General features: G+C 65.9%; 18 protein-coding genes and 1 pseudogene. 3 read left to right on the top strand and 16 right to left on the bottom strand.

The window, feature by feature from the left end:
- Positions 1–307 precede the first annotated feature (307 nt).
- Genes ACZ5WE_RS22255 through ACZ5WE_RS22245 form a run of 3 tightly spaced genes read right to left on the bottom strand, consistent with a single transcriptional unit; the run spans position 308 to position 1,619 of the window.
- Positions 308–517 (bottom strand): DUF397 domain-containing protein, encoded by a 210-nt coding sequence (locus ACZ5WE_RS22255; RefSeq protein ID WP_467691531.1) that lies wholly within the window; start codon positions 515–517, stop codon positions 308–310.
- Between the two features lie 5 nt (positions 518–522).
- On the bottom strand, positions 523–732 hold the full coding sequence (locus tag ACZ5WE_RS22250; protein ID WP_467691529.1) for a DUF397 domain-containing protein: 210 nt from the start codon (positions 730–732) through the stop codon (positions 523–525).
- Positions 729–1,619, bottom strand: coding sequence for a helix-turn-helix domain-containing protein (locus ACZ5WE_RS22245; protein ID WP_467691528.1), 891 nt, complete (start codon positions 1,617–1,619; stop codon positions 729–731). Before ACZ5WE_RS22245 ends, ACZ5WE_RS22250 begins: the two co-directional genes overlap by 4 nt.
- A 166-nt stretch (positions 1,620–1,785) precedes the next feature.
- Between ACZ5WE_RS22245 and ACZ5WE_RS22240 the strand changes: the two genes are divergently transcribed.
- The 3 genes and pseudogenes from ACZ5WE_RS22240 to ACZ5WE_RS22230 all read left to right on the top strand — a co-directional run bounded on the left by ACZ5WE_RS22240 (position 1,786) and on the right by ACZ5WE_RS22230 (position 4,069).
- Positions 1,786–2,256 carry an ATP-binding protein gene (locus ACZ5WE_RS22240; RefSeq protein WP_467691526.1) on the top strand — a complete coding sequence of 157 codons (471 nt, stop codon included), beginning with the start codon at positions 1,786–1,788 and terminating at the stop codon, positions 2,254–2,256.
- 259 nt (positions 2,257–2,515) lie between these two features.
- A pseudogene (locus tag ACZ5WE_RS22235) lies at positions 2,516–3,432 on the top strand (helix-turn-helix domain-containing protein).
- 49 nt (positions 3,433–3,481) lie between these two features.
- On the top strand, positions 3,482–4,069 hold the full coding sequence (locus tag ACZ5WE_RS22230; RefSeq protein ID WP_467691524.1) for a Uma2 family endonuclease: 588 nt from the start codon (positions 3,482–3,484) through the stop codon (positions 4,067–4,069).
- 135 nt (positions 4,070–4,204) lie between these two features.
- On the opposite strand, the gene tuf is transcribed toward ACZ5WE_RS22230, so the two are convergent.
- From tuf to nusG, 13 genes are all read right to left on the bottom strand, one after another.
- Positions 4,205–5,398: an elongation factor Tu gene (gene tuf / locus ACZ5WE_RS22225; protein ID WP_160506655.1), complete on the bottom strand. Its 1,194-nt coding sequence runs from the start codon at positions 5,396–5,398 to the stop codon at positions 4,205–4,207.
- A gap of 152 nt (positions 5,399–5,550) precedes the next feature.
- A complete protein-coding gene (gene fusA, locus ACZ5WE_RS22220; RefSeq protein WP_467691523.1) occupies positions 5,551–7,677 on the bottom strand; it encodes an elongation factor G in 2,127 nt (708 codons plus the stop codon).
- Between the two features lie 39 nt (positions 7,678–7,716).
- On the bottom strand, positions 7,717–8,187 hold the full coding sequence (rpsG, locus tag ACZ5WE_RS22215; protein WP_003974303.1) for a 30S ribosomal protein S7: 471 nt from the start codon (positions 8,185–8,187) through the stop codon (positions 7,717–7,719).
- 2 nt (positions 8,188–8,189) lie between these two features.
- Entirely contained in the window at positions 8,190–8,561 is a 372-nt protein-coding gene (gene rpsL / locus ACZ5WE_RS22210) for a 30S ribosomal protein S12 (RefSeq protein ID WP_003948652.1), read from the bottom strand.
- A gap of 351 nt (positions 8,562–8,912) precedes the next feature.
- The gene (locus tag ACZ5WE_RS22205; protein ID WP_467691521.1) at positions 8,913–12,812 is read right to left on the bottom strand and encodes a DNA-directed RNA polymerase subunit beta'; all 3,900 of its coding nucleotides are present in this window, start codon (positions 12,810–12,812) and stop codon (positions 8,913–8,915) included.
- Positions 12,813–12,934: 122 nt separating this feature from the next.
- Positions 12,935–16,420 carry a DNA-directed RNA polymerase subunit beta gene (gene rpoB / locus ACZ5WE_RS22200; RefSeq protein WP_467691520.1) on the bottom strand — a complete coding sequence of 1,162 codons (3,486 nt, stop codon included), beginning with the start codon at positions 16,418–16,420 and terminating at the stop codon, positions 12,935–12,937.
- Between the two features lie 588 nt (positions 16,421–17,008).
- Positions 17,009–17,389, bottom strand: a complete 381-nt coding sequence (rplL, locus tag ACZ5WE_RS22195) for a 50S ribosomal protein L7/L12 (RefSeq protein WP_160506646.1) — start codon at positions 17,387–17,389, stop codon at positions 17,009–17,011.
- A gap of 113 nt (positions 17,390–17,502) precedes the next feature.
- Positions 17,503–18,033 carry a 50S ribosomal protein L10 gene (gene rplJ / locus ACZ5WE_RS22190; RefSeq protein ID WP_361182382.1) on the bottom strand — a complete coding sequence of 177 codons (531 nt, stop codon included), beginning with the start codon at positions 18,031–18,033 and terminating at the stop codon, positions 17,503–17,505.
- A gap of 261 nt (positions 18,034–18,294) precedes the next feature.
- A complete protein-coding gene (locus ACZ5WE_RS22185; protein ID WP_467691518.1) occupies positions 18,295–19,263 on the bottom strand; it encodes an SCO4651 family lipoprotein in 969 nt (322 codons plus the stop codon).
- 65 nt (positions 19,264–19,328) lie between these two features.
- Positions 19,329–20,219, bottom strand: a complete 891-nt coding sequence (locus ACZ5WE_RS22180; RefSeq protein ID WP_467691516.1) for an SCO4651 family lipoprotein — start codon at positions 20,217–20,219, stop codon at positions 19,329–19,331.
- 155 nt (positions 20,220–20,374) lie between these two features.
- Entirely contained in the window at positions 20,375–21,097 is a 723-nt protein-coding gene (rplA, locus tag ACZ5WE_RS22175) for a 50S ribosomal protein L1 (RefSeq protein WP_160506642.1), read from the bottom strand.
- Positions 21,098–21,208: 111 nt separating this feature from the next.
- Complete coding sequence (rplK, locus tag ACZ5WE_RS22170; RefSeq protein WP_160506641.1) at positions 21,209–21,643, bottom strand: 50S ribosomal protein L11; 435 nt, start codon at positions 21,641–21,643, stop codon at positions 21,209–21,211.
- A gap of 183 nt (positions 21,644–21,826) precedes the next feature.
- Positions 21,827–22,777 (bottom strand): transcription termination/antitermination protein NusG, encoded by a 951-nt coding sequence (nusG, locus tag ACZ5WE_RS22165; RefSeq protein WP_467691513.1) that lies wholly within the window; start codon positions 22,775–22,777, stop codon positions 21,827–21,829.
- Between the last annotated feature and the right edge of the window lie 5 nt (positions 22,778–22,782).

Below are 22,782 nucleotides of genomic sequence, written 5' to 3'. Positions count from 1 at the left end.
GGGGAAGAAACCCACCGGGCGCCTGGCCGAGCTTCCGCACTGCACTTCCCAGAAGATTCCCGTACGTCCGCTCCAGCGCTGCCTGCGGGCCTTTTACGACCGTTTGACAGATGGGGCGACGAGTACTGTGGGACTCGCTTCCGGTCCCCCCGGCGGGAGGCGCGCAGCATCGGCACTCAACCGAGCAACCCCGACAGTCTGCCATACGGGCGTAGGGCCTGGCTAATCGAAGCTTGGGATCGTACCCGGCGGATGCCGGAGGTCAAAGCTGGGGTGGCTCCTACCCCCGGGGCCAACGTCGGAGCGGTCAGTTCCCGGAGGCGTACGTCACAAAGCGTGTCCACGCGGTGACGCGCACCGCGAGACGGGGGCCCTGTGCGTTCTTGGAGTCGCGGACGTGGACCGCGCCGAAAGCGTGGGCGACCTCGATGCAGTCGGCCTCGCTGCTGTTGCTGCTGTAGCTGCTCTTGAACCAGGCCAGCTCGGACGAATCCCCGGCGGGAGCCTTGCCGGTCATGTCTCTCAGCTCCCGGAGGCGTACGCGACGAAATCCGCCCACGGCTTGCCGCTCACGGCGAAGCGGGGGCCCAAGGAGTCCTTGGAGTCGCGAACGTGGACCGCGCCGGGGGCGTGGGCGATCTCGACGCAGTCCGGCTCGCTGCTGTTGCTGCTGAAACTGCTCTTGAACCAGGCCAGCTCGGACGAGCCCCCGGCGGAGGTCTTGCGGATCATGTCTCTCCCAGCACCTGCTCGATGAAGGCCAGTGACTCCCCTGGCGTGAGAGCCTGAGCCCGGATAATGCCACACCGCAGTTCGATGATCCGGAGCTGTTTCAGGCCGGATACGGGCCGCCCTCCGAAGTCTCCCTCGGAGCGCCCGACTGCCGAGCCGTCCCTGAACTTCAGCACCTGCATCTCCCCGCTCATTCCAGCGTGATCCTCGCGGTCGGTCGGCATCACCTGCACTTCAGCGTGCCGCAACTGGCCGACCTCCAGTAGGTGTTCAAGTTGGCGCCGTAACACCATCTTGCCTCCGATCGGCCGCCGCAGCGTCACCTCTTCCTGCACAAAACTGAGCGCGGGCACCGGATCGCGCTGGAAGATCGATTGCCGAGCCGTGCGTGCGGCAACGGCGCGCTCGATCTGCTCCGATGACAGGACTGGGCGCCGCATCGAGATCAGCGCCTCCGCGTACTCACGGGTCTGAAGCAGCCCGTGCAGGTTGTGATCCCCGTAAGCCGTCAGCTCAACCGCCTGCGCCTCCATCCGAGCCAGATCCCGCACCTTCTTCGGATACCGAGCCTCCGCCACGTCCTCCCGCATCGCCGCAACGGAACCCCCCGCCCCCAGCACCTCGTCCGCCTTCTCCAGGTACTCGCCCCGCGGGATCCGCTTCCCGGACTCCACCTTGTAGACGAGCCCCTCCCCATATCCCATCGCCGCCGCGAACTCGGCGGCGCGCAGCCCGGCAGCCTCCCGCCGGGCCCGCAGCTGTCGCCCCACGAACGCGACGATCGCCGCGCCGTGCTCATCCTCCGGATCGACCTCCCACCCCGGCTCCTCCGGTTCCCGATCCGACTCCCGCTCACTTACCGTTGCCGCCGCACTCGCCTGTTTCATCCACCCACGCCTCCCGCCTGACCGAACTCCCCGCCACGTACCGTCAACGCCGTACCCGCCCATGGCCCTGGACAGCCAGTACAGCCCTGGACAAAACCTGGACAGTCACCGTACGCAACCGCCATGTCACTGGGCAGCGTAAAAGGCGAAGGCCACGCTGAGTGACGTGAATCAGGAAACCGCCGAACTCCCGCGCACCACCCGCCACTTCAGCGTCCAGCTCTCCCCCACGCCGCGCGGCGCCCGGCTCGCGCGCCTCCTCGCGACCGAGCAGCTCCGCTCGTGGGGACTGCCGCTGGACCCTGCCCGCCAGATCGTCGCGGAGCTGGCAGCCAACGCCGCCGCTCACGGCCGCGTACCGGGCCGCGACTTCCGGCTCGCGCTGTACGCCACCGCCGAAGCCCTCCGCATCGAGATCACCGACACCCGACCCGAACGGCTACCGGCGCCTCAACTCCCGTCCCCCGAAGCCGAGTCGGGGCGTGGGCTGCTCCTCGTAGAAGCACTGGCGCACCGCTGGGGAGTGGCTGAGGACCGCTTCCCCCGCAAGACCGTCTGGGCCGAACTGAGCCTCACGCCACCGGAACCCGCCCCCTCATGCTCCGGTACCGCTGGCGCCTTTCCCCAAGGAACCTGAGAGGGAGAAAGAACCCCACCAAGCCCCACCAGGGCCCACCCCGCCTGCCCTCGCGCCGCCCGGAGGGCGCCGTCGGCAACGACCGGGACCCCGCTCACTCACGCGAGTGAACATCACCAGCTCAGCTGGATTTCCGCTCCCCCAACTGCCCTACTCTCAGCCCCAGTAGGCAAAACAACCGCAGACATGCGACGGCCCCCGCCGGGACTGCAATCCCGAGGCGAGGGCCTGACCACCGAGGAAGATAAGGGCCTTCCCGATGGACACCCAGAACCCTAGCGCGCCCCCGCACGCCCAGTCCGCCCTTGGCGGCAGTCAATCCCACGCACGAGCGACCCGACGCCCCCGCAGCGGTCCCGACGCGCGGCGACGCCCCTCCGGCGGCATCTCCCACGACAACACCCGCCACACCACCCGCTTCACGGTGATCGGCAACCACCTCACCCAGCACCAGGAGCTCTCCCTCCTGGCGATCGGCATCGGCTGCCACATCCAGTCGCTGCCCGCCGGAGCCCGGGCCGACATCAAGACGCTCGCCGCCCGCTTCCCTGAAGGCGCGACCCGCATCGCCGCCGCCCTGCGCGAGCTGGAAGCCCACGGCTACCTGCGCCGCGAGCGAGAACGCACCCCCGCAGGCCGCATCGTCACCCGCACGACCTTCTGCAATCAGCCGCACACGACCCCACAGCGCACGCACGCCCCGACGCGGCCCCTTCCGCCCGAGACCGGCGAGCACCCAGCTCCACACCCACCCCCGCAGCGTCGCAAACAGTCCCGCCCCCTCCCCGCCGTACCGCACCCGGCCTACCCAGCCCCGCCCCTCCTCCAGCAGGCCACCGACCTCCTCGCGAACCTGCGCCACCACGACCCCGCCTCCTCCTCTCCACCCGCGACACCGCCCACCTCGCCCCCGGCGTCGCCGCCTGGCTGGAACGCGACGTGGCCCCCGATGCCGTACGCCACGCCCTCACCCACGACCTGCCACCCGAGGGCCCAAGCCGCCCGTCCGCCCTCCTGGCCCACCGCCTGGCGGCGATGCTGCCGCCTTCGCCCCCGTTCCACGCCCCACCGGGACGGCACCCACTACAGAACTGCGACGCCTGCGACCGTGCCTTCCGCGCCCCGGAACCAGGCCACTGCCGCGACTGCCGTCCCGACTTCAAGGAGGCCGCCTAGCATGAACGTGACGACCCTTGCCCCTGGGCACAGACGAGGAGCGCACGCCATGACCATCGCCCCGGACAGTGCACAGCAGGGCAGCCCTCACTACCGAGCGATGCGTGAACTCGTCGAGCAGATGGACGACCGGATCTCCGGCAAGTTCGAAATCACGAAGCAAGGGATCGTCCACGACATGATGTCGCCGAGCAAGCCACACGAGCTCACCGCGCTCCGGCTGCGCCGACGTCTGGAGTCGGCGATGCCTGAAGGGCGCCTCGCACACACCGGGGCGCCCGACGTGGAGGACATTTCCGAGGGGGTGCTGCGGCTGCCCGACATCATCCTCATCGATGAAGCGGACATGGAGGGCGAGGGTTCCTTCGACCCCCGCACCCTCATCGCCGCCATCGAGATCGTCTCCCGCTCGAACCCCGAGAACGACTGGGTCGGCAAGACCCGCGACTACCCGCTCCTCGGCATCCCGGTGTACGCGATCTTCGACCCCCGCACCGGCACCGGAGCCGTCCTCTCCGAGATCCACCCGACGCCCGAGGGCCCGCGCTACGCCACCCGCAAGGACTTCGTCTACGGCGAAGACGTCACCATCGGCGAGTGGACGATCTCGACCGAGAACCTGCCCCGCTACCAATGAGCAGATCCGCACACACAAAAGGGCCCGTACGACCGAAGTCGTACGGGCCCTTTCATTACTGCGGGTACTGCCTGTACTGCGATGCTCTCAGTTCAGAGCAACCGGGTGACCCCGATCAACGCGCAAGCGAGATGCTTACTTGTTGATCTTGGTGACCTGGCCGGCGCCGACGGTCCGGCCACCCTCACGGATGGCGAACTTCAGGCCCTCTTCCATCGCGACGGGCTGGATGAGCTCAACGGTCATCTCAGTGTTGTCGCCCGGCATGACCATCTCGGTGCCCTCGGGGAGGGTCACGACGCCGGTCACGTCCGTGGTGCGGAAGTAGAACTGCGGGCGGTAGTTGTTGAAGAAGGGGGTGTGACGGCCACCCTCGTCCTTCGACAGGATGTAGGCCTGGGCCTCGAACTCGGTGTGCGGCGTGACCGAACCGGGCTTGATGATGACCTGGCCGCGCTCGACGTCCTCGCGCTTGATGCCACGGAGGAGCAGACCGACGTTCTCACCGGCCTGGCCCTCGTCGAGCAGCTTGCGGAACATCTCGATGCCGGTGACCGTGGTGGTGGTCTTCTCGGTCTTGATGCCGATGATGTCGACGGTCTCGTTGACCTTGAGGATGCCGCGCTCGATACGACCGGTGACGACGGTGCCACGACCGGTGATCGTGAAGACGTCCTCGATCGGCATCAGGAACGGCTTGTCGACGTCACGCTCGGGCTCCGGGATGGACTCGTCGACAGCCTTCATCAGGTTGAGGACGGACTCACCCCACTCCTTGTCGCCCTCGAGCGCCTTGAGCGCCGAGACCTTGACGACCGGCAGGTCGTCGCCCGGGAACTCGTACTCGGAGAGGAGCTCACGGACCTCGAGCTCGACGAGCTCCAGGATCTCCTCGTCGTCCACCATGTCGGCCTTGTTCAGGGCGACGACGATGTACGGAACGCCGACCTGGCGGGCCAGGAGCACGTGCTCCTTGGTCTGCGGCATCGGGCCGTCGGTGGCGGCGACCACGAGGATGGCGCCGTCCATCTGCGCGGCACCCGTGATCATGTTCTTGATGTAGTCCGCGTGACCCGGGCAGTCGACGTGCGCGTAGTGACGCGTCTCCGTCTGGTACTCGACGTGCGCGATCGAGATCGTGATACCGCGCTGGCGCTCCTCGGGAGCCTTGTCGATCTGGTCGAAGGCCGAGGCCTCGTTCAGCTCGGGGTACGCGTCGTGCAGCACCTTGGTAATGGCGGCCGTGAGGGTCGTCTTACCGTGGTCAATGTGACCGATGGTGCCGATGTTGACGTGCGGCTTAGTCCGCTCGAACTTTGCCTTCGCCACTGAATCCTCCTGCGGAGTGGTTCTGTACGCCTTGCTTCATCGGCGCCAGGTGATCTTTGCTGGGATACCCGGGGCCCGGGGCACCCGGCCCGAAGAGGGCCGGAATGCCCCGGAGACTCCGGAGTCAAGCCTAAAGCGTCAACTCGGGTGAGTTACTCGCCCTTGGCCTTCGCGATGATCTCCTCGGCGACGTTCCGCGGAACCTCGGCGTAGGAGTCGAACTGCATCGAGTAGCTTGCGCGACCCGAGGTCTTGCTGCGGAGGTCTCCGACGTAGCCGAACATCTCCGAGAGGGGCACGAGGCCCTTCACGACACGGGCGCCACTGCGCTCCTCCATGGCCTGGATCTGGCCACGGCGGGAGTTGATGTCGCCGATGACGTCGCCCATGTAGTCCTCGGGCGTGGTGACCTCAACGGCCATCATCGGCTCGAGCAGCACGGGGCTGGCCTTGCGCGCGGCCTCCTTGAACGCCTGCGAACCGGCGATCTTGAAGGCGAGCTCGGAGGAGTCGACCTCGTGGTAGGCGCCGTCGAGAAGCGTGATGCGAACACCAGTCATCTCGTAGCCCGCCAGGATGCCGAACTGCATGGCCTCCTGCGCACCGGCGTCCACCGACGGGATGTACTCCCGCGGGATGCGGCCACCGGTGACCTTGTTGACGAACTCGTACGAGGCGTCGCCGCTGTCGATCGGCTCGATCGCGATCTGCACCTTGGCGAACTGACCGGTACCACCGGTCTGCTTCTTGTGGGTGTAGTCCACGCGCTCGACGGCCTTGCGGATCGTCTCGCGGTACGCGACCTGGGGCTTGCCGACGTTCGCCTCGACGCGGAACTCGCGCTTCATGCGGTCGACGAGCACCTCGAGGTGAAGCTCACCCATACCACCGATGATGGTCTGGCCGGTCTCCTCGTCCGAGTGCACCTGGAAGGAGGGGTCCTCCTCCGAGAGACGCTGGATGGCTACACCCAGCTTCTCCTGGTCACCCTTGGACTTGGGCTCGATGGCGACCTGAATGACCGGCGCCGGGAAGTCCATGGACTCCAGGATGACCGGCTTCTTGTCGTCACACAGCGTCTCACCGGTGGTGGTCTGCTTCAGGCCCATGACGGCGACGATGTCACCGGCGCCCACCGACGCGATCTCCTCACGCTTGTTCGCGTGCATGCGGTAGATCTTGCCGATGCGCTCCTTCTTGCCCTTGACGGAGTTCAGCACCGCGGTGCCGGCCTCCAGGCGACCGGAGTAGATCCGGACGAAGGTGAGCTTGCCGAGGTGCGGGTCACTCGCGATCTTGAACGCGAGAGCCGACAGCGGCTCCTCGTCCGAAGGCTTGCGCTTGACGACGGTCTCGGGGTCCTTGACGTCGTGGCCCTCGATGGCCTCGACGTCCAGGGGGGAAGGCAGGTAACGCACGACCGCGTCGAGCAGGGGCTGGACGCCCTTGTTCTTGAACGCGGTGCCGCAGAACACGGGGGTGACGGTGGTGTCGCCGCCCTTGCCGGAGGCGATGGTGACGCGGCGGATGGCCTCGTACAGCTGCTCCTCGGTGGGCTCCTGGCCCTCGAGGTACAGCTCCATCATCTGCTCGTCGTTCTCGGCGACAGCCTCGAGGAGCTTCCCGCGCCACTCTTCAGCGGCCTCGGTGTGCGTCGCCGGGATGTCGACGATGTCGTACGCCTCGCCCATCTTGGTCTCTGCGGACCAGACGAAGGCCTTCATCGTGACGAGGTCGACGACACCCTTGAAGTCAGCCTCTGCGCCGATGGGCAGCTGCATGACGATCGGGGTCGCACCGAGGCGGTCGACGATCATGTCGACGCAGCGGTGGAACTCGGCACCCGTGCGGTCGAGCTTGTTGACGAAGCAGATACGCGGGACGCCGTAGCGGTCCGCCTGACGCCACACGGTCTCGGACTGGGGCTCAACACCGGCGACGCCGTCGAACACCGTCACGGCACCGTCGAGGACGCGGAGCGAACGCTCCACCTCGACGGTGAAGTCGACGTGACCCGGGGTGTCGATGATGTTGATGGTGTGGTCGACATCGTTCAGCGGCCAGTGACAAGTGGTGGCAGCAGAGGTGATCGTGATGCCACGCTCCTGCTCCTGCTCCATCCAGTCCATGGTCGCGGCACCGTCGTGGACCTCACCGATCTTGTACGAGACACCGGTGTAGAACAGGATCCGCTCGGTGGTCGTCGTCTTGCCCGCGTCGATGTGGGCCATGATGCCGATGTTGCGCACCTTGGCCAGGTCAAGTGAAGTGGTAGCCATATCGGCTCAGTCTTCTCTCGGTCTCGATGTGGGTAGCGACTACCAGCGGTAGTGCGCGAAGGCCTTGTTGGACTCGGCCATCTTGTGGGTGTCCTCACGCTTCTTCACAGCGGCACCGAGGCCGTTGGAGGCGTCGAGGAGCTCGTTGAGGAGACGCTCGGTCATCGTCTTCTCGCGACGGGCGCGGGAGTAACCGACCAGCCAGCGCAGGGCCAGCGTGTTGGCGCGACCGGGCTTGACCTCGATCGGAACCTGGTAGGTCGCACCGCCGACGCGGCGGGACTTGACCTCGAGGGTCGGCTTGATGTTCTCGAGCGCGCGCTTGAGCGTGATGACCGGGTCGTTGCCGGTCTTCTCGCGCAGGCCCTCCATGGCGCCGTACACGATGCGCTCGGCGGTGGAGCGCTTGCCGTTCAGCAGCACCTTGTTGATGAGGGAGGTCACCAGAGGAGAACCATAGACCGGGTCGATGATGACCGGGCGCTTCGGGGCGGGGCCCTTACGAGGCATTTCTACTTCTCCTTCTTGGCGCCGTAGCGGCTGCGGGCCTGCTTGCGGTTCTTGACACCCTGGGTGTCAAGGGAGCCGCGGATGATCTTGTAACGAACACCCGGCAGGTCCTTCACACGGCCACCACGCACGAGCACGATGGAGTGCTCCTGCAGGTTGTGTCCCTCACCCGGAATGTAGGCCGTAACCTCGATCCCGGAGGTCAGACGCACACGCGCGACCTTACGGAGTGCCGAGTTCGGCTTCTTCGGGGTGGTCGTGAACACACGCGTGCAGACGCCGCGGCGCTGGGGCGATCCCTCGAGCGCGGGCGTCTTGTTCTTCTCGACCTTGTCCTGCCGGCCCTTCCGGACCAGCTGCTGGATCGTAGGCACTACTTCTCCGGTTTCTGTGTGCCGAATAGTAAAGCTAACCTGGAACGTCGCCGACCCACGCGGTCGGGTGTGTCGAATGCTGCAGACTCCTGCCGCAAGGCGGAAAGAGGCGCAGATTACGGTGGCCGTTATCGGACTCGCGATGCGGCTGAAGACACGCGCGCGAGCCCAGGCACACCCCAGGCACAAGGTCTGAGCGTACCTACCTCATCGGCTCTGGTCAAAACAAATGCCCACGCGGGGGACACACCCGGCTGCAACATACGACACAGGGCGGCCACTCCGCGAGGAGTGACCGCCCTGTGAACGCCCGTGGGCGCCTTGTACGCCCCGAAAGGGACGTACTACCGCTTACTGGTTGTAAGGCCCGTAGTCGTAGTCCTCCAGCGGAACAGCCTGGCCGGAGCCAGTGCCGAAGGGCGAGTAGTCGATGTCGTCGTAACCGACGGCCGAGTACATCGCGGCCTTGGCTTCCTCGGTCGGCTCCACCCGGATGTTGCGGTAGCGGGAGAGACCCGTACCGGCCGGGATGAGCTTACCGATGATCACGTTCTCCTTGAGGCCGATCAGGGAGTCGGACTTGGCGTTGATCGCCGCGTCCGTCAGGACCCTGGTCGTCTCCTGGAAGGAGGCGGCCGACAGCCAGGACTCCGTTGCCAGCGAGGCCTTGGTGATACCCATCAGCTGCGGACGGCCGGAGGCCGGGTGGCCGCCTTCCGTGACCACACGACGGTTCTCGGTCTCGAACTTCGAGCGCTCGACGAGCTCGCCCGGCAGCAGCTCCGCGTCGCCGGACTCGATGATCGTCACGCGGCGCAGCATCTGCCGGATGATGATCTCGATGTGCTTGTCGTGGATCGACACGCCCTGGCTGTTGTAGACCTTCTGGACTTCGCCGACCAGGTGGACCTGGACCGCGCGCTGACCGAGGATCCGCAGCACGTCGTGCGGGTTGGTGGCACCGAAGGTGAGCTTCTGGCCCACCTCGACGTGGTCACCCTCACGCACGAGGACCTTGGCGCGCTTCGAGATCGGGAAGGGAGTCTCGTCGCTGCCGTCGTCCGGCGTGACGACGATCTTCTTGGTCTTCTCGGTCTCCTCGATACGGATGCGGCCGGCCGCCTCCGAGATCGGGGCGACACCCTTGGGCGTACGAGCCTCGAAGAGCTCGACGACACGGGGCAGACCCTGGGTGATGTCGTCACCGGCCACACCACCGGTGTGGAACGTACGCATCGTCAGCTGCGTGCCGGGCTCACCGATGGACTGGGCGGCGATGATGCCGACCGCCTCACCGATGTCGACCAGCTTGCCGGTGGCGAGCGAACGGCCGTAGCAGAAGGCACAGGTGCCGACCGCGGACTCGCAGGTCAGGACCGAACGGGTCTTGACCTCCTCGACGCCGTTGGCGACCAGGGCGTCGATCAGGACGTCACCGAGGTCGACGTTGGCCGGCGCGATGACCTTGCCGTCGATGACGACGTCCTCGGCCAGCATGCGGGCGTACACCGAGGTCTCGACGTTCTCCGTCTTGCGGAGCACACCGTCCTCGCCCTTGACCGCGATCTTCAGCTTCAGACCGCGCTCGGTGCCACAGTCCTCCTCGCGAATGATGACGTCCTGGGAGACGTCGACCAGACGACGGGTGAGGTAACCGGAGTCGGCGGTACGGAGAGCCGTGTCCGCAAGGCCCTTACGAGCACCGTGAGTCGAGATGAAGTACTCCAGCACCGACAGGCCCTCACGGAAGGAGGCCTTAATCGGACGCGGGATCGTCTCGTTCTTGGCGTTCGACACCAGACCACGCATACCGGCGATCTGACGCATCTGCATCATGTTTCCTCGGGCACCCGAGTCAACCATCATGAAGATGGGGTTCGTCTTGGGGAAGTTCGCGTTCATCGCCTCGGCAACCTCGTTGGTCGCCTTGGTCCAGATCGCGATGAGCTCCTGCGTGCGCTCGTCCTTGGTGATCAGACCGCGCTCGTACTGCTTCTGGACCTTCTCGTCCTGCGCCTCGTAGCCCGCGACGATCGCCTTCTTGGCCTCGGGGACCACGACGTCGGAGATGGCCACGGTGACACCGGAACGGGTCGCCCAGAAGAAGCCCGCCGCCTTCAGGTTGTCGAGCGTCGCCGCCACGATGACCTTGGGGTAGCGCTCGGCCAGGTCGTTGACGATCTCGGAGAGCTGCTTCTTGCCCACCGAGTAGTCGACGAACGGGTAGTCCTCGGGCAGCAGCTCGTTGAAGAGCGCGCGGCCCAGGGTCGTCCGCAGCCGGAAGCTGTCGCCCTGCTGGTACTCCGGGTCGCCCTCTTCGACGGCCGGCGGGGTCCAGCCGCGCGGCGGGATGGTGCCCACCGGGAAGCGGATGTCGACCTTCGCCTGGAGCGAGAGCTCCTTGGCGTCGAACGCCATGGTCGCCTCGGCGGAGGAACCGAACGAACGGCCCTCACCGATGACCTTGCGCTCTTCCTCGTCCGTCGTGAGGAAGAAGAGACCGAGAACCATGTCCTGGGTCGGCATGGTGACGGGACGGCCGTCTGCCGGCTTCAGGATGTTGTTCGAGGACAGCATCAGGATGCGGGCCTCGGCCTGCGCCTCCGCGGAGAGCGGCAGGTGCACGGCCATCTGGTCACCGTCGAAGTCCGCGTTGAACGCGGTGCAGACGAGCGGGTGGATCTGAATGGCCTTGCCCTCGACCAGCTGCGGCTCGAAGGCCTGGATGCCGAGGCGGTGCAGCGTCGGCGCACGGTTCAGGAGAACCGGGTGCTCGGCGATGACCTCTTCCAGGACGTCGTACACGACCGTGCGGCCGCGCTCGACCATGCGCTTGGCCGACTTGATGTTCTGCGCGTGGTTGAGGTCGACCAGGCGCTTCATCACGAACGGCTTGAAGAGCTCCAGCGCCATGGCCTTCGGCAGACCACACTGGTGCAGCTTCAGCTGCGGGCCGACGACGATCACGGAACGCGCGGAGTAGTCCACACGCTTACCGAGAAGGTTCTGACGGAAACGACCCTGCTTGCCCTTGAGCATGTCGCTCAGGGACTTCAGCGGGCGGTTACCGGGACCGGTGACCGGGCGACCGCGACGACCGTTGTCGAAGAGGGCGTCCACGGCCTCCTGGAGCATGCGCTTCTCGTTGTTCACGATGATCTCGGGAGCACCGAGGTCGAGAAGCCGCTTCAGGCGGTTGTTGCGGTTGATGACGCGGCGGTACAGGTCGTTCAGGTCGGAGGTCGCGAAGCGGCCACCGTCCAGCTGCACCATCGGACGCAGGTCCGGCGGGATGACCGGCACGCAGTCGAGCACCATGCCCTTGGGGCTGTTGCTGGTCTGCAGGAACGCGGAGACGACCTTGAGGCGCTTGAGCGCACGGGTCTTCTTCTGGCCCTTGCCGGTACGGATGATCTCGCGAAGCCGCTCGGCTTCCTCATCCAGGTCGAACGACTCAAGGCGCTTCTGCAGTGCAGCGGCACCCATCGAACCGTCGAAGTACGTGCCGAAGCGGTCACGCAGCTCGCGGTAGAGCAGCTCGTCACCCTCCAGGTCCTGGACCTTGAGGTTCTTGAAGCGGTTCCAGACCTCGTCGAGACGGTCGATCTCGCGCTGCGCACGGTCACGCAGCTGCTTCATCTCACGCTCGGCACCTTCGCGCACCTTGCGGCGTACGTCGGCCTTGGCGCCCTCGGCCTCGAGCTCGGCCAGGTCGGTCTCGAGCTTCTTGGCGCGGGCTTCGAGGTCGGAGTCGCGACGGTTCTCGACCTGCTGACGCTCCACGGAGACGTGCGCCTCCAGGGAGGGCAGGTCACGCGTGCGGCGCTCCTCGTCCACGAACGTGATCATGTACGCCGCGAAGTAGATGACCTTCTCGAGGTCCTTCGGGGCGAGATCAAGCAGGTATCCGAGGCGCGACGGGACGCCCTTGAAGTACCAGATGTGCGTGACAGGCGCGGCCAGCTCAATGTGGCCCATCCGCTCACGACGCACCTTGGCGCGAGTGACCTCGACGCCGCAACGCTCGCAGATGATGCCCTTGAAGCGGACACGCTTGTACTTACCGCAGTAGCACTCCCAGTCCCGGGTCGGACCGAAGATCTTCTCGCAGAAGAGTCCGTCCTTCTCGGGCTTGAGCGTGCGGTAGTTGATGGTCTCCGGCTTCTTGACCTCGCCGTGCGACCACTGTCGGATGTCGTCCGCGGTGGCAAGGCCGATCCGCAGCTCGTCGAAGAAGTTGACGTCGAGCACTTTGTCGTCAATCCCTCTTTCGGGGTTGTGCCCCTCGCGTTAGCGAGAAAAAAGGCGCTTCATCATGGTCTGAACGGGTCCGGGGAGAGCCGGCCGGACACGAGGTCCGGCCGGCCAACCCGTCAGACCTCTTCGACGCTGCTCGGCTCGCGCCGGGACAGGTCGATACCGAGCTCCTCCGCCGCGCGGAAGACGTCCTCGTCGGTGTCGCGCATCTCGATGGACATACCGTCCGAGGACAGCACCTCCACGTTGAGGCAGAGCGACTGCATTTCCTTGATGAGCACCTTGAAGGACTCAGGAATGCCGGGCTCGGGGATGTTCTCGCCCTTGACGATGGCCTCGTAGACCTTCACGCGGCCGGTCACGTCGTCGGACTTGATCGTCAGCAGCTCCTGGAGGGCGTAAGCGGCGCCATAAGCCTCAAGCGCCCACACCTCCATCTCACCGAAGCGCTGACCACCGAACTGAGCCTTACCACCCAGCGGCTGCTGGGTGATCATGGAGTACGGACCGGTCGAGCGAGCGTGGAGCTTGTCGTCGACCAGGTGGTGGAGCTTGAGGATGTACATGTACCCGATGGAGATCGGGTCCGGGAACGGCTCGCCGGAGCGCCCGTCGAACAGCCGCGCCTTGCCGGACGGGAGGACCATGCGGTCGCCGTCGCGGTTCGGGACGGTGTGCTCGAGGAGGCCGGTCAGCTCGTCCTCGCGGGCGCCGTCGAAGACCGGAGTCGCGACGTTCGTCCGCGGGGCGACCTGGTCGGCGCCGATGCGCTGCAGGCTCTGCGCCCACTCCTCGCTGAGACCGGAGACGTCCCAGCCCTGGCTGGCGAGCCAGCCGAGGTGGATCTCCAGGACCTGGCCCGGGTTCATTCGGGACGGGACACCCAGCGGGTTGAGGATGATGTCGACGGGCGTGCCGTCCTCAAGGAAGGGCATGTCCTCGATCGGAAGGATCTTGGAGATGACACCCTTGTTGCCGTGACGACCGGCGAGCTTGTCACCGTCCGTGATCTTGCGCTTCTGCGCCACGTAGACACGAACCAGCTGGTTCACGCCCGGCGGCAGCTCGTCGCCCTCTTCACGGTCGAAGACGCGTACGCCGATGACCTTGCCGATCTCACCGTGCGGCACCTTCAGCGAGGTGTCGCGCACCTCGCGCGCCTTCTCACCGAAGATCGCGCGGAGCAGGCGCTCCTCAGGCGTCAGCTCGGTCTCACCCTTGGGCGTGACCTTGCCGACGAGGATGTCGCCGGCGACGACCTCGGCACCGATACGGATGATGCCGCGCTCGTCGAGGTCCGCGAGGACCTCCTCGGAGACGTTCGGGATGTCCCGGGTGATCTCCTCCGGGCCCAGCTTGGTGTCACGGGCGTCGACCTCGTGCTCCTCGATGTGGATCGAGGAGAGGACGTCGTCCTGTACGAGGCGCTGCGACAGGATGATCGCGTCCTCGTAGTTGTGACCTTCCCAGGGCATGAACGCCACGAGCAGGTTCTTGCCGAGGGCCATCTCGCCCTCTTCGGTCGCGGGACCGTCGGCCAGGACCTGGCCCTCGATCACGCGGGCGCCCTCGTCGACGACAACCTTCTGGTTGACCGAGGTGCCCTGGTTCGACCGCGAGAACTTGGCGATGCGGTACGTGGTGTACGTGCCGTCGTCGTTCGTGACGGTGACGTAGTCCGCGGAGACCTCCTGGACCACACCCGCCTTCTCGGCCTTGATCACGTCACCGGCGTCGACCGCACAGCGGTACTCCATGCCGGTGCCGACGAGGGGAGCCTCGGCGGTGATCAGCGGCACGGCCTGACGCATCATGTTCGCGCCCATGAGGGCACGGTTGGCGTCGTCGTGCTCGAGGAACGGGATCATCGCGGTCGCGACCGACACCATCTGGCGCGGCGAGACGTCCATGTAGTCGACGTCGTCGCCGGGGATGTAGTCGATCTCGCCGCCACGACGGCGGACGAGGACGCGCGACTCGGTGAAGCGCATGTCCTCACCCAGCACGGCGTTGGCCTGGGCGATCACGAAGCGGTCTTCTTCATCGGCCGTCAGGTAGTCGACGTCGTCGGTGACGACGCCCTCGACGACCTTGCGGTACGGCGTCTCGACGAAGCCGAACGCGTTGACGCGGCCGTACGAGGCGAGCGAACCGATCAGACCGATGTTCGGGCCTTCGGGAGTCTCAATCGGGCACATGCGGCCGTAGTGAGACGGGTGCACGTCACGGACCTCGAAGCCGGCCCGCTCACGGGAGAGACCACCCGGGCCAAGCGCCGAGAGACGGCGCTTGTGGGTGAGACCCGACAGCGGGTTGTTCTGGTCCATGAACTGCGACAGCTGGCTGGTGCCGAAGAACTCCTTGATGGAGGCGACGACCGGCCGGATGTTGATCAGGGTCTGCGGCGTGATCGCCTCGACGTCCTGGGTCGTCATGCGCTCACGCACGACGCGCTCCATACGAGCCAGACCCGTGCGGACCTGGTTCTGGATGAGCTCGCCGACGTTGCGCAGACGACGGTTGCCGAAGTGGTCGATGTCGTCGGTCTCGACGACGATCGACGTACCGCTGTCACCAACGGTCTCGGCCTCACCGGCGTGCAGCTTCACCAGGTACTTGATCGAGGCGATGATGTCCTCGACCGTGAGGATGCCCGCGTCGAGCGGAGCGTCCGCACCCAGCTTCTTGTTGACCTTGTAGCGGCCGACCTTCGCGAGGTCGTAGCGCTTGGGGTTGAAGTAGAGGTTCTCAAGCAGCGTCTGAGCAGCCTCGCGCGTCGGCGGCTCGCCCGGACGGAGCTTGCGGTAGATGTCGAGCAGCGCGTCGTCCTGGCCCTGGGTGTGGTCCTTCTCCAGGGTGGCGCGCATGGACTCGTACTCGCCGAACTCCTCGAGGATCTGCTCGGTCGTCCAACCGAGAGCCTTGAGCAGAACGGTGACCGACTGCTTGCGCTTGCGGTCGATGCGCACACCGACCATGTCGCGCTTGTCGATTTCCATCTCCAGCCAGGCACCCCGGGACGGGATGATCTTGGCGGAGAAGATGTCCTTGTCGGACGTCTTGTCGATCGAGGAATCGAAGTAGACACCCGGCGAACGGACCAGCTGCGACACGACGACACGCTCGGTGCCGTTGATGACGAAGGTGCCCTTGTTCGTCATGAGCGGGAAATCGCCCATGAAGACCGTCTGGGACTTGATCTCGCCGGTCTCGTTGTTGGTGAACTCGGCAGTGACGAAGAGCGGAGCGGCGAACGTGAAGTCGCGCTCCTTGCACTCGTCGATGGAGTTCTTCGGAGGCTCAAAACGGTGGTCGCGGAACGTCAAGGACATCGACCCGGAGAAGTCCTCGATCGGAGAGATCTCCTCGAAGATCTCCTCCAGACCGGACTTGGTGGGGACGTCCTGTCCGCTGTCCAGAGCCGCCTCGACACGAGCCTTCCACGCTTCATTCCCGAGCAGCCAGTCAAAGCTCTCGGTCTGCAGCGCAAGAAGGTTCGGAACCTCGAGGGGCTCCTTGATCTTTGCAAAGGAGATGCGCAGCGGGGCGGTGCTGGCGCCGTTGTTCGTATTCGCGGTCGAGGCAGTGCGCGAGGCGGCCAAGAGGGGGTCCTTCCGAGGGCTCGGACTCACTACGCGCGTACCGGTCCCAAGCTGGACACAGAGACAGAATTCCCAGGTCAGGGAAGATTCGGTCCACGGTGCTCAAGCATGGGCATGCCCCTGGTGACGGGCAGGAGGCAGCTAACAGGCAGCGCAAAGGGTCAGTGTAGCCACTAGGCCCACTGATGTCCAGTGCGGGTTTTGGGAGACCCTCGTTGTTCTCAACACCTGCGGCAAGCCACGTCCTCAACGCACATCGATACTGCCCTCTTCGCCGTCGATCCATGCCTCGGATGCGGATCGTTGTGACGACGCGTCCTGAGAATTGCGCGCTGCGTGCAGTTCGTCAAGGCCCCCCTGCCCAGACTTGGCTCTCAGTTCGTCACCGTCACGGCCGTTCCGAGGCACGACGAAGATCACCATACTCGTCGGGGCGGGCTGCGCAAGGCAGCCGTAGGGGTGCGCCGGAGAACGCCGAAGGGCGACCACCCAGATGGGTGATCGCCCTTGGCGCAGCGCTGCCTGAGCAGCGCGGAAAGTCCTGCCACCTACGCGCCCACAGGCGCGCGGCAGACGACTCGCGAGGTGTTACTTGACCTCGACCGAGGCGCCGGCGGCCTTGAGGGACTCGGCGGCCTTCTCAGCGGCCTCCTTGGCGACCTTCTCGAGGACCGGCTTCGGGGTGCCGTCGACGAGGTCCTTGGCCTCCTTGAGACCCAGCGAGGTGAGCTCGCGCACGACCTTGATGACCTGGATCTTCTTCTCGCCGGCGCCGGTGAGGATGACGTCGAACTCGTCCTGCTCCTCGGCAACCTCGGCGGCGGCGGCCGGGCCGGCCGGGGCAGCGGCGACGGCCGCGGCGGCGGTGACGTCGAACTTCTCCTCGAAGGCCTTCACGAACTCGGAGAGCTCGATGAGGGTGAGCTCCTCGAACTGGGCAAGCAGGTCTTCCTGGCTGAGCTTCGCCATGATGGGCGATCCTTCCACTAATTCGGCTGGTGCCGGGTGTATATGAAGGCGGGCGTACGTTGGGCCCGCTGCGACCGTCGCCCTAACGGGCGGCGATCAATGCGCGAGCCGAATTACTCGGCACCGCCCTGCTCGGCCTTCTTGGCACGAAGCGCTTCCGCGGTGCGGACGAACTTCGACGGCAGAGCCTGGAAGAGCTGCGCAGTCTGCGTCTGCTTGCCCTTCAGCGCGCCGGCCAGCTTGGCGAGCAGAACCTCGCGGGACTCGAGGTCCGCGAGCTTCTTGAACTCATCGGCGGACAGCGCCTTACCGTCAAGGACACCGCCCTTGATGATGAGGTTCGGGTTGTCCTTGGCGAAGTCACGAAGACCCTTCGCCGACTCCACCGGGTCACCGGTGACGAAGGCAACCGCCGTCGGACCCGAGAACAGGTCGTCCAGCGTGTTGATCCCGGCCTCGTTGGCCGCGATCTTGGTCAGCGTGTTCTTCACCACGGCGTACTCGGAGTTCTCACCGAGGGAACGGCGCAGCTGCTTGAGCTGGGCCACGGTGAGACCCCGGTACTCGGTCAGCACGGCGGCGTTCGAGCTGCGGAACTTGTCCGTGAGCTCGGCTACCGCGGCAGCCTTGTCGGGCGTCGGCATAGAGCGTCAGCCTCCTTCCGGGTGATGAGGACCGCTCAAAAGGGGCTGACAAAACAAAACGCCCCAGCGCAGGCGCATGGGGCGTGAGCTCGACCCGACGGAATCCCGTCCGGGAGCACTTCCACATCCACCTGCGCGGGTCGTCCGCAATTTCAACGGATCCTTCGGCCACCGCACCCTCTAACGAGCGCACGGCAACGACCAGCGGTCTTTGGCTTCTGTGGAAGAATACGCGAACGGGTTCGCGTCAAGCAAATCGGCTCAGATGCCGCTGTTGGAGCTACCGGAACTGTCGGCACCGCCGGAGCCCGGCTTCCCCATGCCCTCGAGCTCCTTGAACATCTCCATCAGGTCGAACGTGTCCCCGGCCGGCGGGGCGGTGACCTTGGCGGAGGCCCCGTAGTCCGAGAACCTCTGCGAGGTCTTCATCGTGCCCTCAGGGCTCTTGATGTCGATGTCCATACGGACGGGGTAGTCGTCCTCGTTGACCCAGACCTCGGTGTCGTACCCCTTGATGCCCGACTTCTCGATGCCCTTGAGGAGCTGTTCGCGCTCGCTCTTGCCGAGCATCTCGTCGAGGCCCTTGTTGGACTCCATCATCTCCTTGACGGAGAGACGGCCCTTGTAGCGCTGCGTCTGGACGCCGTCGACCTTCGCGGCGCCGGCGTGCTTCAGGTTCGGCGAGTCCAGGAGCATGGCGAGCTGCTTCGCCGGGTCCTGGTTCATGCTGTCCAGGCTGCCGGTCATCTGCTTCGCGAGCTTCTCGTCACCGGCCTGCTCGGCGATGGAGTTGAGGTCCATCTTCATCCAGCGCTTGCCGTCCATGTCCTTGGCGGCGGCGGCCCCCATGTCCGCGTAGATGACGCTGTCGCGCCAGATCATCCGGACCTTGTCGGGAGCCTTCGGGTCGCCCTCCGTGAGCGCCGAACCCGACACCGTCATATCCATGACGCTCGGGTCCCAGCCCATGACGCCGGACATCTTCACGTCGCCGCTGGAACCGCCCATCGACTTCGGCGCCGTCATCGTCATCTCGACCTTGGCCGACTTGGCCTTCGAGGTCTTCTCGTACGCCGCCGTGATGACCTCGGTCACCTGCGAACGGGACTGGGTCTCCCCCGAGCCCGTCCCGTTCGCCTTGCCGTCGTTGTCGGAGCCTCCGCAAGCCACCGCACCCGTACACAGCAGCGTGGTGGCAAGCACGGCGCCCGCCATTCTCTTCACAGTCATGACCCCACCCCTAGGAACACATGATCGACACAATTCGGTCTGGCGAGAATACCCGACGTTCGAGGTCAGGCCTGCGGCTGCTGGTTCATGAGGTCCTTGAAGCTCATCGTGTCCGAGGCCGGGGGCTTCTCCGCGGAGACCGGGGCGCCGTAGTCGCTGTAGTAGACCGTCTGGGAGAAGGAGCCGGTCTTCATGTCGGCCTTCTCGGTCTTCTTGACCAGCAGGTCGTCGCCGTTGACCCAGATGTCGATCTTCTCGGTGCTCATGCCGGCCTGCTTGAACTGCTTCTTCAGCTCTGACATCTGCTCGGCGTCCAGGTCCGCGCTCTTGCCGGTGAGGTCCGCGACGTCGACAGTGCCCGAGTAACGGGTCGTCTCCGTCCCGCGGACCTTCTCCTGGCCCACGCGCTTCACGTCGCCGGACGCGAGGAGCATCTTCACCGACTGGTTGGGCGTGGTGTTCTGCATCTGGTCCTTGAAGGCTTCGCCCGCGGCGCCGCCCATCTCGGCCAGCGTGGCGTAGTCGTACTCGATCCAGTGCTTGCCGCCGGACTGGGACGCGAACTTGTCGCCCATGTTGGCGTAGTACGCGTCGGGCAGGTACCGGTAGTCGATCGTGGTCTGGCCGAGCTGTTCCATCTGCTCCGCGGCGGTGCCGCCGGTCAGGGTCGCCGTCACCTCACCGGTCACCCCGTCCTTCCAGCCCACGACGCCCTTCATGTCCATCGACATCTGGGTGCCCATGACCGTCCTGCCCTCGATCTTGGCCGAGTCGGCGTTGTCGGTCTCGTTCTCGATGGTGCGCAGGGCGGCTATCGGACTGAGGGCGACGGAGCCCTTCTTCTTGCCCTTCGCGTCACCGTCACCGCCGTCGGAGGAGCCACAGGCCGCGAGCCCGGTGAGCGCGGCGGCCACCGCGATCGAAAGGCCCGCGCGTCGCATGGTCGTGCTGTTCATGACATCCCACCCCTTGCACTCGTGTGAATCCCGCACGCTAGCGCAGTCCCCCGAAAGCTATGGGACATGCACGTATACGAGGACGGGCCCCGCACCTCGAAAGGTTGCGGGGCCCGTCCACACAGAACGCGTACGCGACGCGGCTGCCGTCAGATTCAGACGGCGGCCGGGTCCTCCTCGACGAGGAGGTTGCGGGTGCGGTTGCTGTCCAGCGGAATGCCGGGGCCCATCGTGGTGGTGAGCGCGGCCTTCTTGATGTAGCGACCCTTGGCGGCCGACGGCTTCAGACGGAGGATCTCCTCCAGTGCCGCGGCGTAGTTCTCCACCAGCTTGGTGTCGTCGAAGGACACCTTGCCGATGATGAAGTGCAGGTTCGAGTGCTTGTCGACGCGGAACTCGATCTTGCCGCCCTTGATGTCGTTGACAGCCTTCACGACGTCGGGGGTCACGGTGCCGGTCTTCGGGTTCGGCATCAGACCACGCGGACCGAGCACGCGGCCGAGGCGGCCGACCTTGCCCATGAGGTCCGGGGTGGCGACGACGGCGTCGAAGTCCAGGCGACCCTTGGCGACCTCGTCGATGAGCTCGTCGGCGCCGACGATGTCGGCCCCAGCGGCTTCCGCGGCCGCAGCACGGTCACCGGTCGCGAAGACCAGGACCCGGGCGGTCTTGCCGGTGCCGTGCGGGAGGTTCACGGTGCCACGGACCATCTGGTCGGCCTTGCGCGGGTCGACACCCAGGCGGAAGGCGACCTCGACGGTGCCGTCGAACTTGGTCGCGGAGGTCTCCTTGGCGAGACGGACGGCCTCGAGCGGGGCGTAGAGCTTGTCCCGGTCGATCTTGGCGTCCGCAGCGCGGAGAGTCTTGCTGCGCTTCACTTCTGCTCCTGTGCGGTTACATCATGCGGCTCCGCCGCGTGACAGGTGTGGAGTCGTGGTGCGGGCCGGCGCGTGGCCCTACCACTGAGAAAGGTCAGACGGGGAAAGCTCTTAGCCCTCGACCGTGATGCCCATGGAACGGGCGGTGCCGGCGATGATCTTCGACGCGGCGTCCAGGTCGTTGGCGTTGAGATCTTCCATCTTGGTGGTGGCGATCTCGCGGACCTGCGCCTCGGTGATCTTGGCGACCTTGGTCTTGTGCGGCTCGCCGGAGCCCTTCTCGACACCCGCGGCCTTGAGGATCATCTTGGCGGCCGGCGGAGTCTTGGTCACGAAGGTGAAGGAGCGGTCTTCGTAGACCGTGATCTCCACCGGGATGACCCAGCCACGCTGCGACTCGGTCGCGGCGTTGTAGGCCTTGCAGAACTCCATGATGTTGACGCCGTGCTGGCCCAGCGCGGGGCCGACCGGCGGGGCCGGGTTGGCTGCGCCGGCCTGGATCTGGAGCTTGATAAGCCCCGTGACCTTCTTCTTCTTGGGAGGCATTGCTCTCTCCGGGTCCTAGTGAGAGTTTCCAGCCACCATCCAGTCATCCGGATGGAGGCATACCGCACCACGATAACGGGTATCGCCACGCGGCCAAAAACCGAGCAGGTCAGACAGGCTTTGAGAGCCCGTCTGACCTGTTCGGAGGCGTGTGTTCCAGAGGAAGCCAGGAAGCCGCGAGGGCTAGTTCTTCTGGATCTGGTCGAAGCTGAGCTCGACCGGGGTCTCGCGGCCGAAGATCTCGACGAGACCCTTGACCTTCTTCGAGTCGGCGTTGATCTCGTTGATCGTCGCCTGCAGCGTCGCGAACGGGCCGTCGGTGACGGTGACCGAGTCGCCGACCTCGAAGTCGAGCACCTGGACCTCGACCTTGCGGGACGGAGCCGGCTTGCCCTCGGCCTCGGCGGCCTCGCGGGCTGCCTTCTCCTCGGCCTCGGGGGCGAGCATCTTGACGATCTCGTCCAGGGTCAGGGGGTACGGGTCGTAGGCGTTGCCCACGAAGCCGGTGACACCGGGGGTGTTGCGGACGACGCCCCAGGACTCGTTCGTCAGGTCCATGCGCACCAGGACGTACCCGGGGAGCTTGTTCTGACGGATGGTCTTGCGCTCACCGTTCTTGATCTGCGCGACTTCTTCCTGCGGCACCTCGGCCTGGAAGATGAAGTCCTCGACGTTCAGCGAGACGGCACGCTGCTCGAGGTTGGTCTTCACGCGGTTCTCGTAGCCGGCGTACGTGTGGATGACGTACCACTCGCCGGGGAGGGTACGGAGCTCGTCGCGCAGCGCCACGATGGGGTCGACCGGCTCGGCCTCCTCCTCATCCTCAGCGGACTCGGCAGCCTCGGCGCCCTCTTCGGTCCCGTCCTCGTCGGACTCGGCGGCGGCTTCGTCGCCCGCCTCGGCGTCGTCGCCCGCCTCGGCGTCGTCGCCCGCCTCGGCGTCATCGGCGGACTCGGCGTCGGTCTCGACGTGCAGCGCCGACTCTTCGGCGGGTGCGCCGGCGGCGGCGTCAGCAGCCTCGGCCTGGTCCGGCTCCTCGGCGTCCGCCGCCTCGACGATGTCGAGCTGGTCCTCCACGGACTCCTCGGAATCCACGCGCGGCTCAACGGCGTCGTTCAGGTTCGGGTCAGACACGGTGG

The organism is Streptomyces sp. NPDC033180 (assembly GCF_055577645.1).
Note: the sequence above shows the minus strand (reverse complement) of the source record. Positions and strands in the feature narration are given on the sequence as shown.

Excerpts from the sequence above, each read along its gene's own strand:
- rpsG (WP_003974303.1), bottom strand. The coding sequence starts at position 8,187 with ATGCCTCGTAAGGGCCCCGCCCCGAAGCGCCCGGTCATCATCGACCCG.
- rplL (WP_160506646.1), bottom strand. The coding sequence starts at position 17,389 with ATGGCGAAGCTCAGCCAGGAAGACCTGCTTGCCCAGTTCGAGGAGCTC.
- ACZ5WE_RS22230 (WP_467691524.1), top strand. The coding sequence starts at position 3,482 with ATGACCATCGCCCCGGACAGTGCACAGCAGGGCAGCCCTCACTACCGA.
- fusA (WP_467691523.1), bottom strand. The coding sequence starts at position 7,677 with ATGGCTACCACTTCACTTGACCTGGCCAAGGTGCGCAACATCGGCATC.
- rplJ (WP_361182382.1), bottom strand. The coding sequence starts at position 18,033 with ATGCCGACGCCCGACAAGGCTGCCGCGGTAGCCGAGCTCACGGACAAG.
- ACZ5WE_RS22250 (WP_467691529.1), bottom strand. The coding sequence starts at position 732 with ATGATCCGCAAGACCTCCGCCGGGGGCTCGTCCGAGCTGGCCTGGTTC.
- ACZ5WE_RS22185 (WP_467691518.1), bottom strand. The coding sequence starts at position 19,263 with ATGACTGTGAAGAGAATGGCGGGCGCCGTGCTTGCCACCACGCTGCTG.
- ACZ5WE_RS22245 (WP_467691528.1), bottom strand. The coding sequence starts at position 1,619 with ATGAAACAGGCGAGTGCGGCGGCAACGGTAAGTGAGCGGGAGTCGGAT.
- ACZ5WE_RS22255 (WP_467691531.1), bottom strand. The coding sequence starts at position 517 with ATGACCGGCAAGGCTCCCGCCGGGGATTCGTCCGAGCTGGCCTGGTTC.
- rplK (WP_160506641.1), bottom strand. The coding sequence starts at position 21,643 with ATGCCTCCCAAGAAGAAGAAGGTCACGGGGCTTATCAAGCTCCAGATC.
- ACZ5WE_RS22180 (WP_467691516.1), bottom strand. The coding sequence starts at position 20,219 with ATGAACAGCACGACCATGCGACGCGCGGGCCTTTCGATCGCGGTGGCC.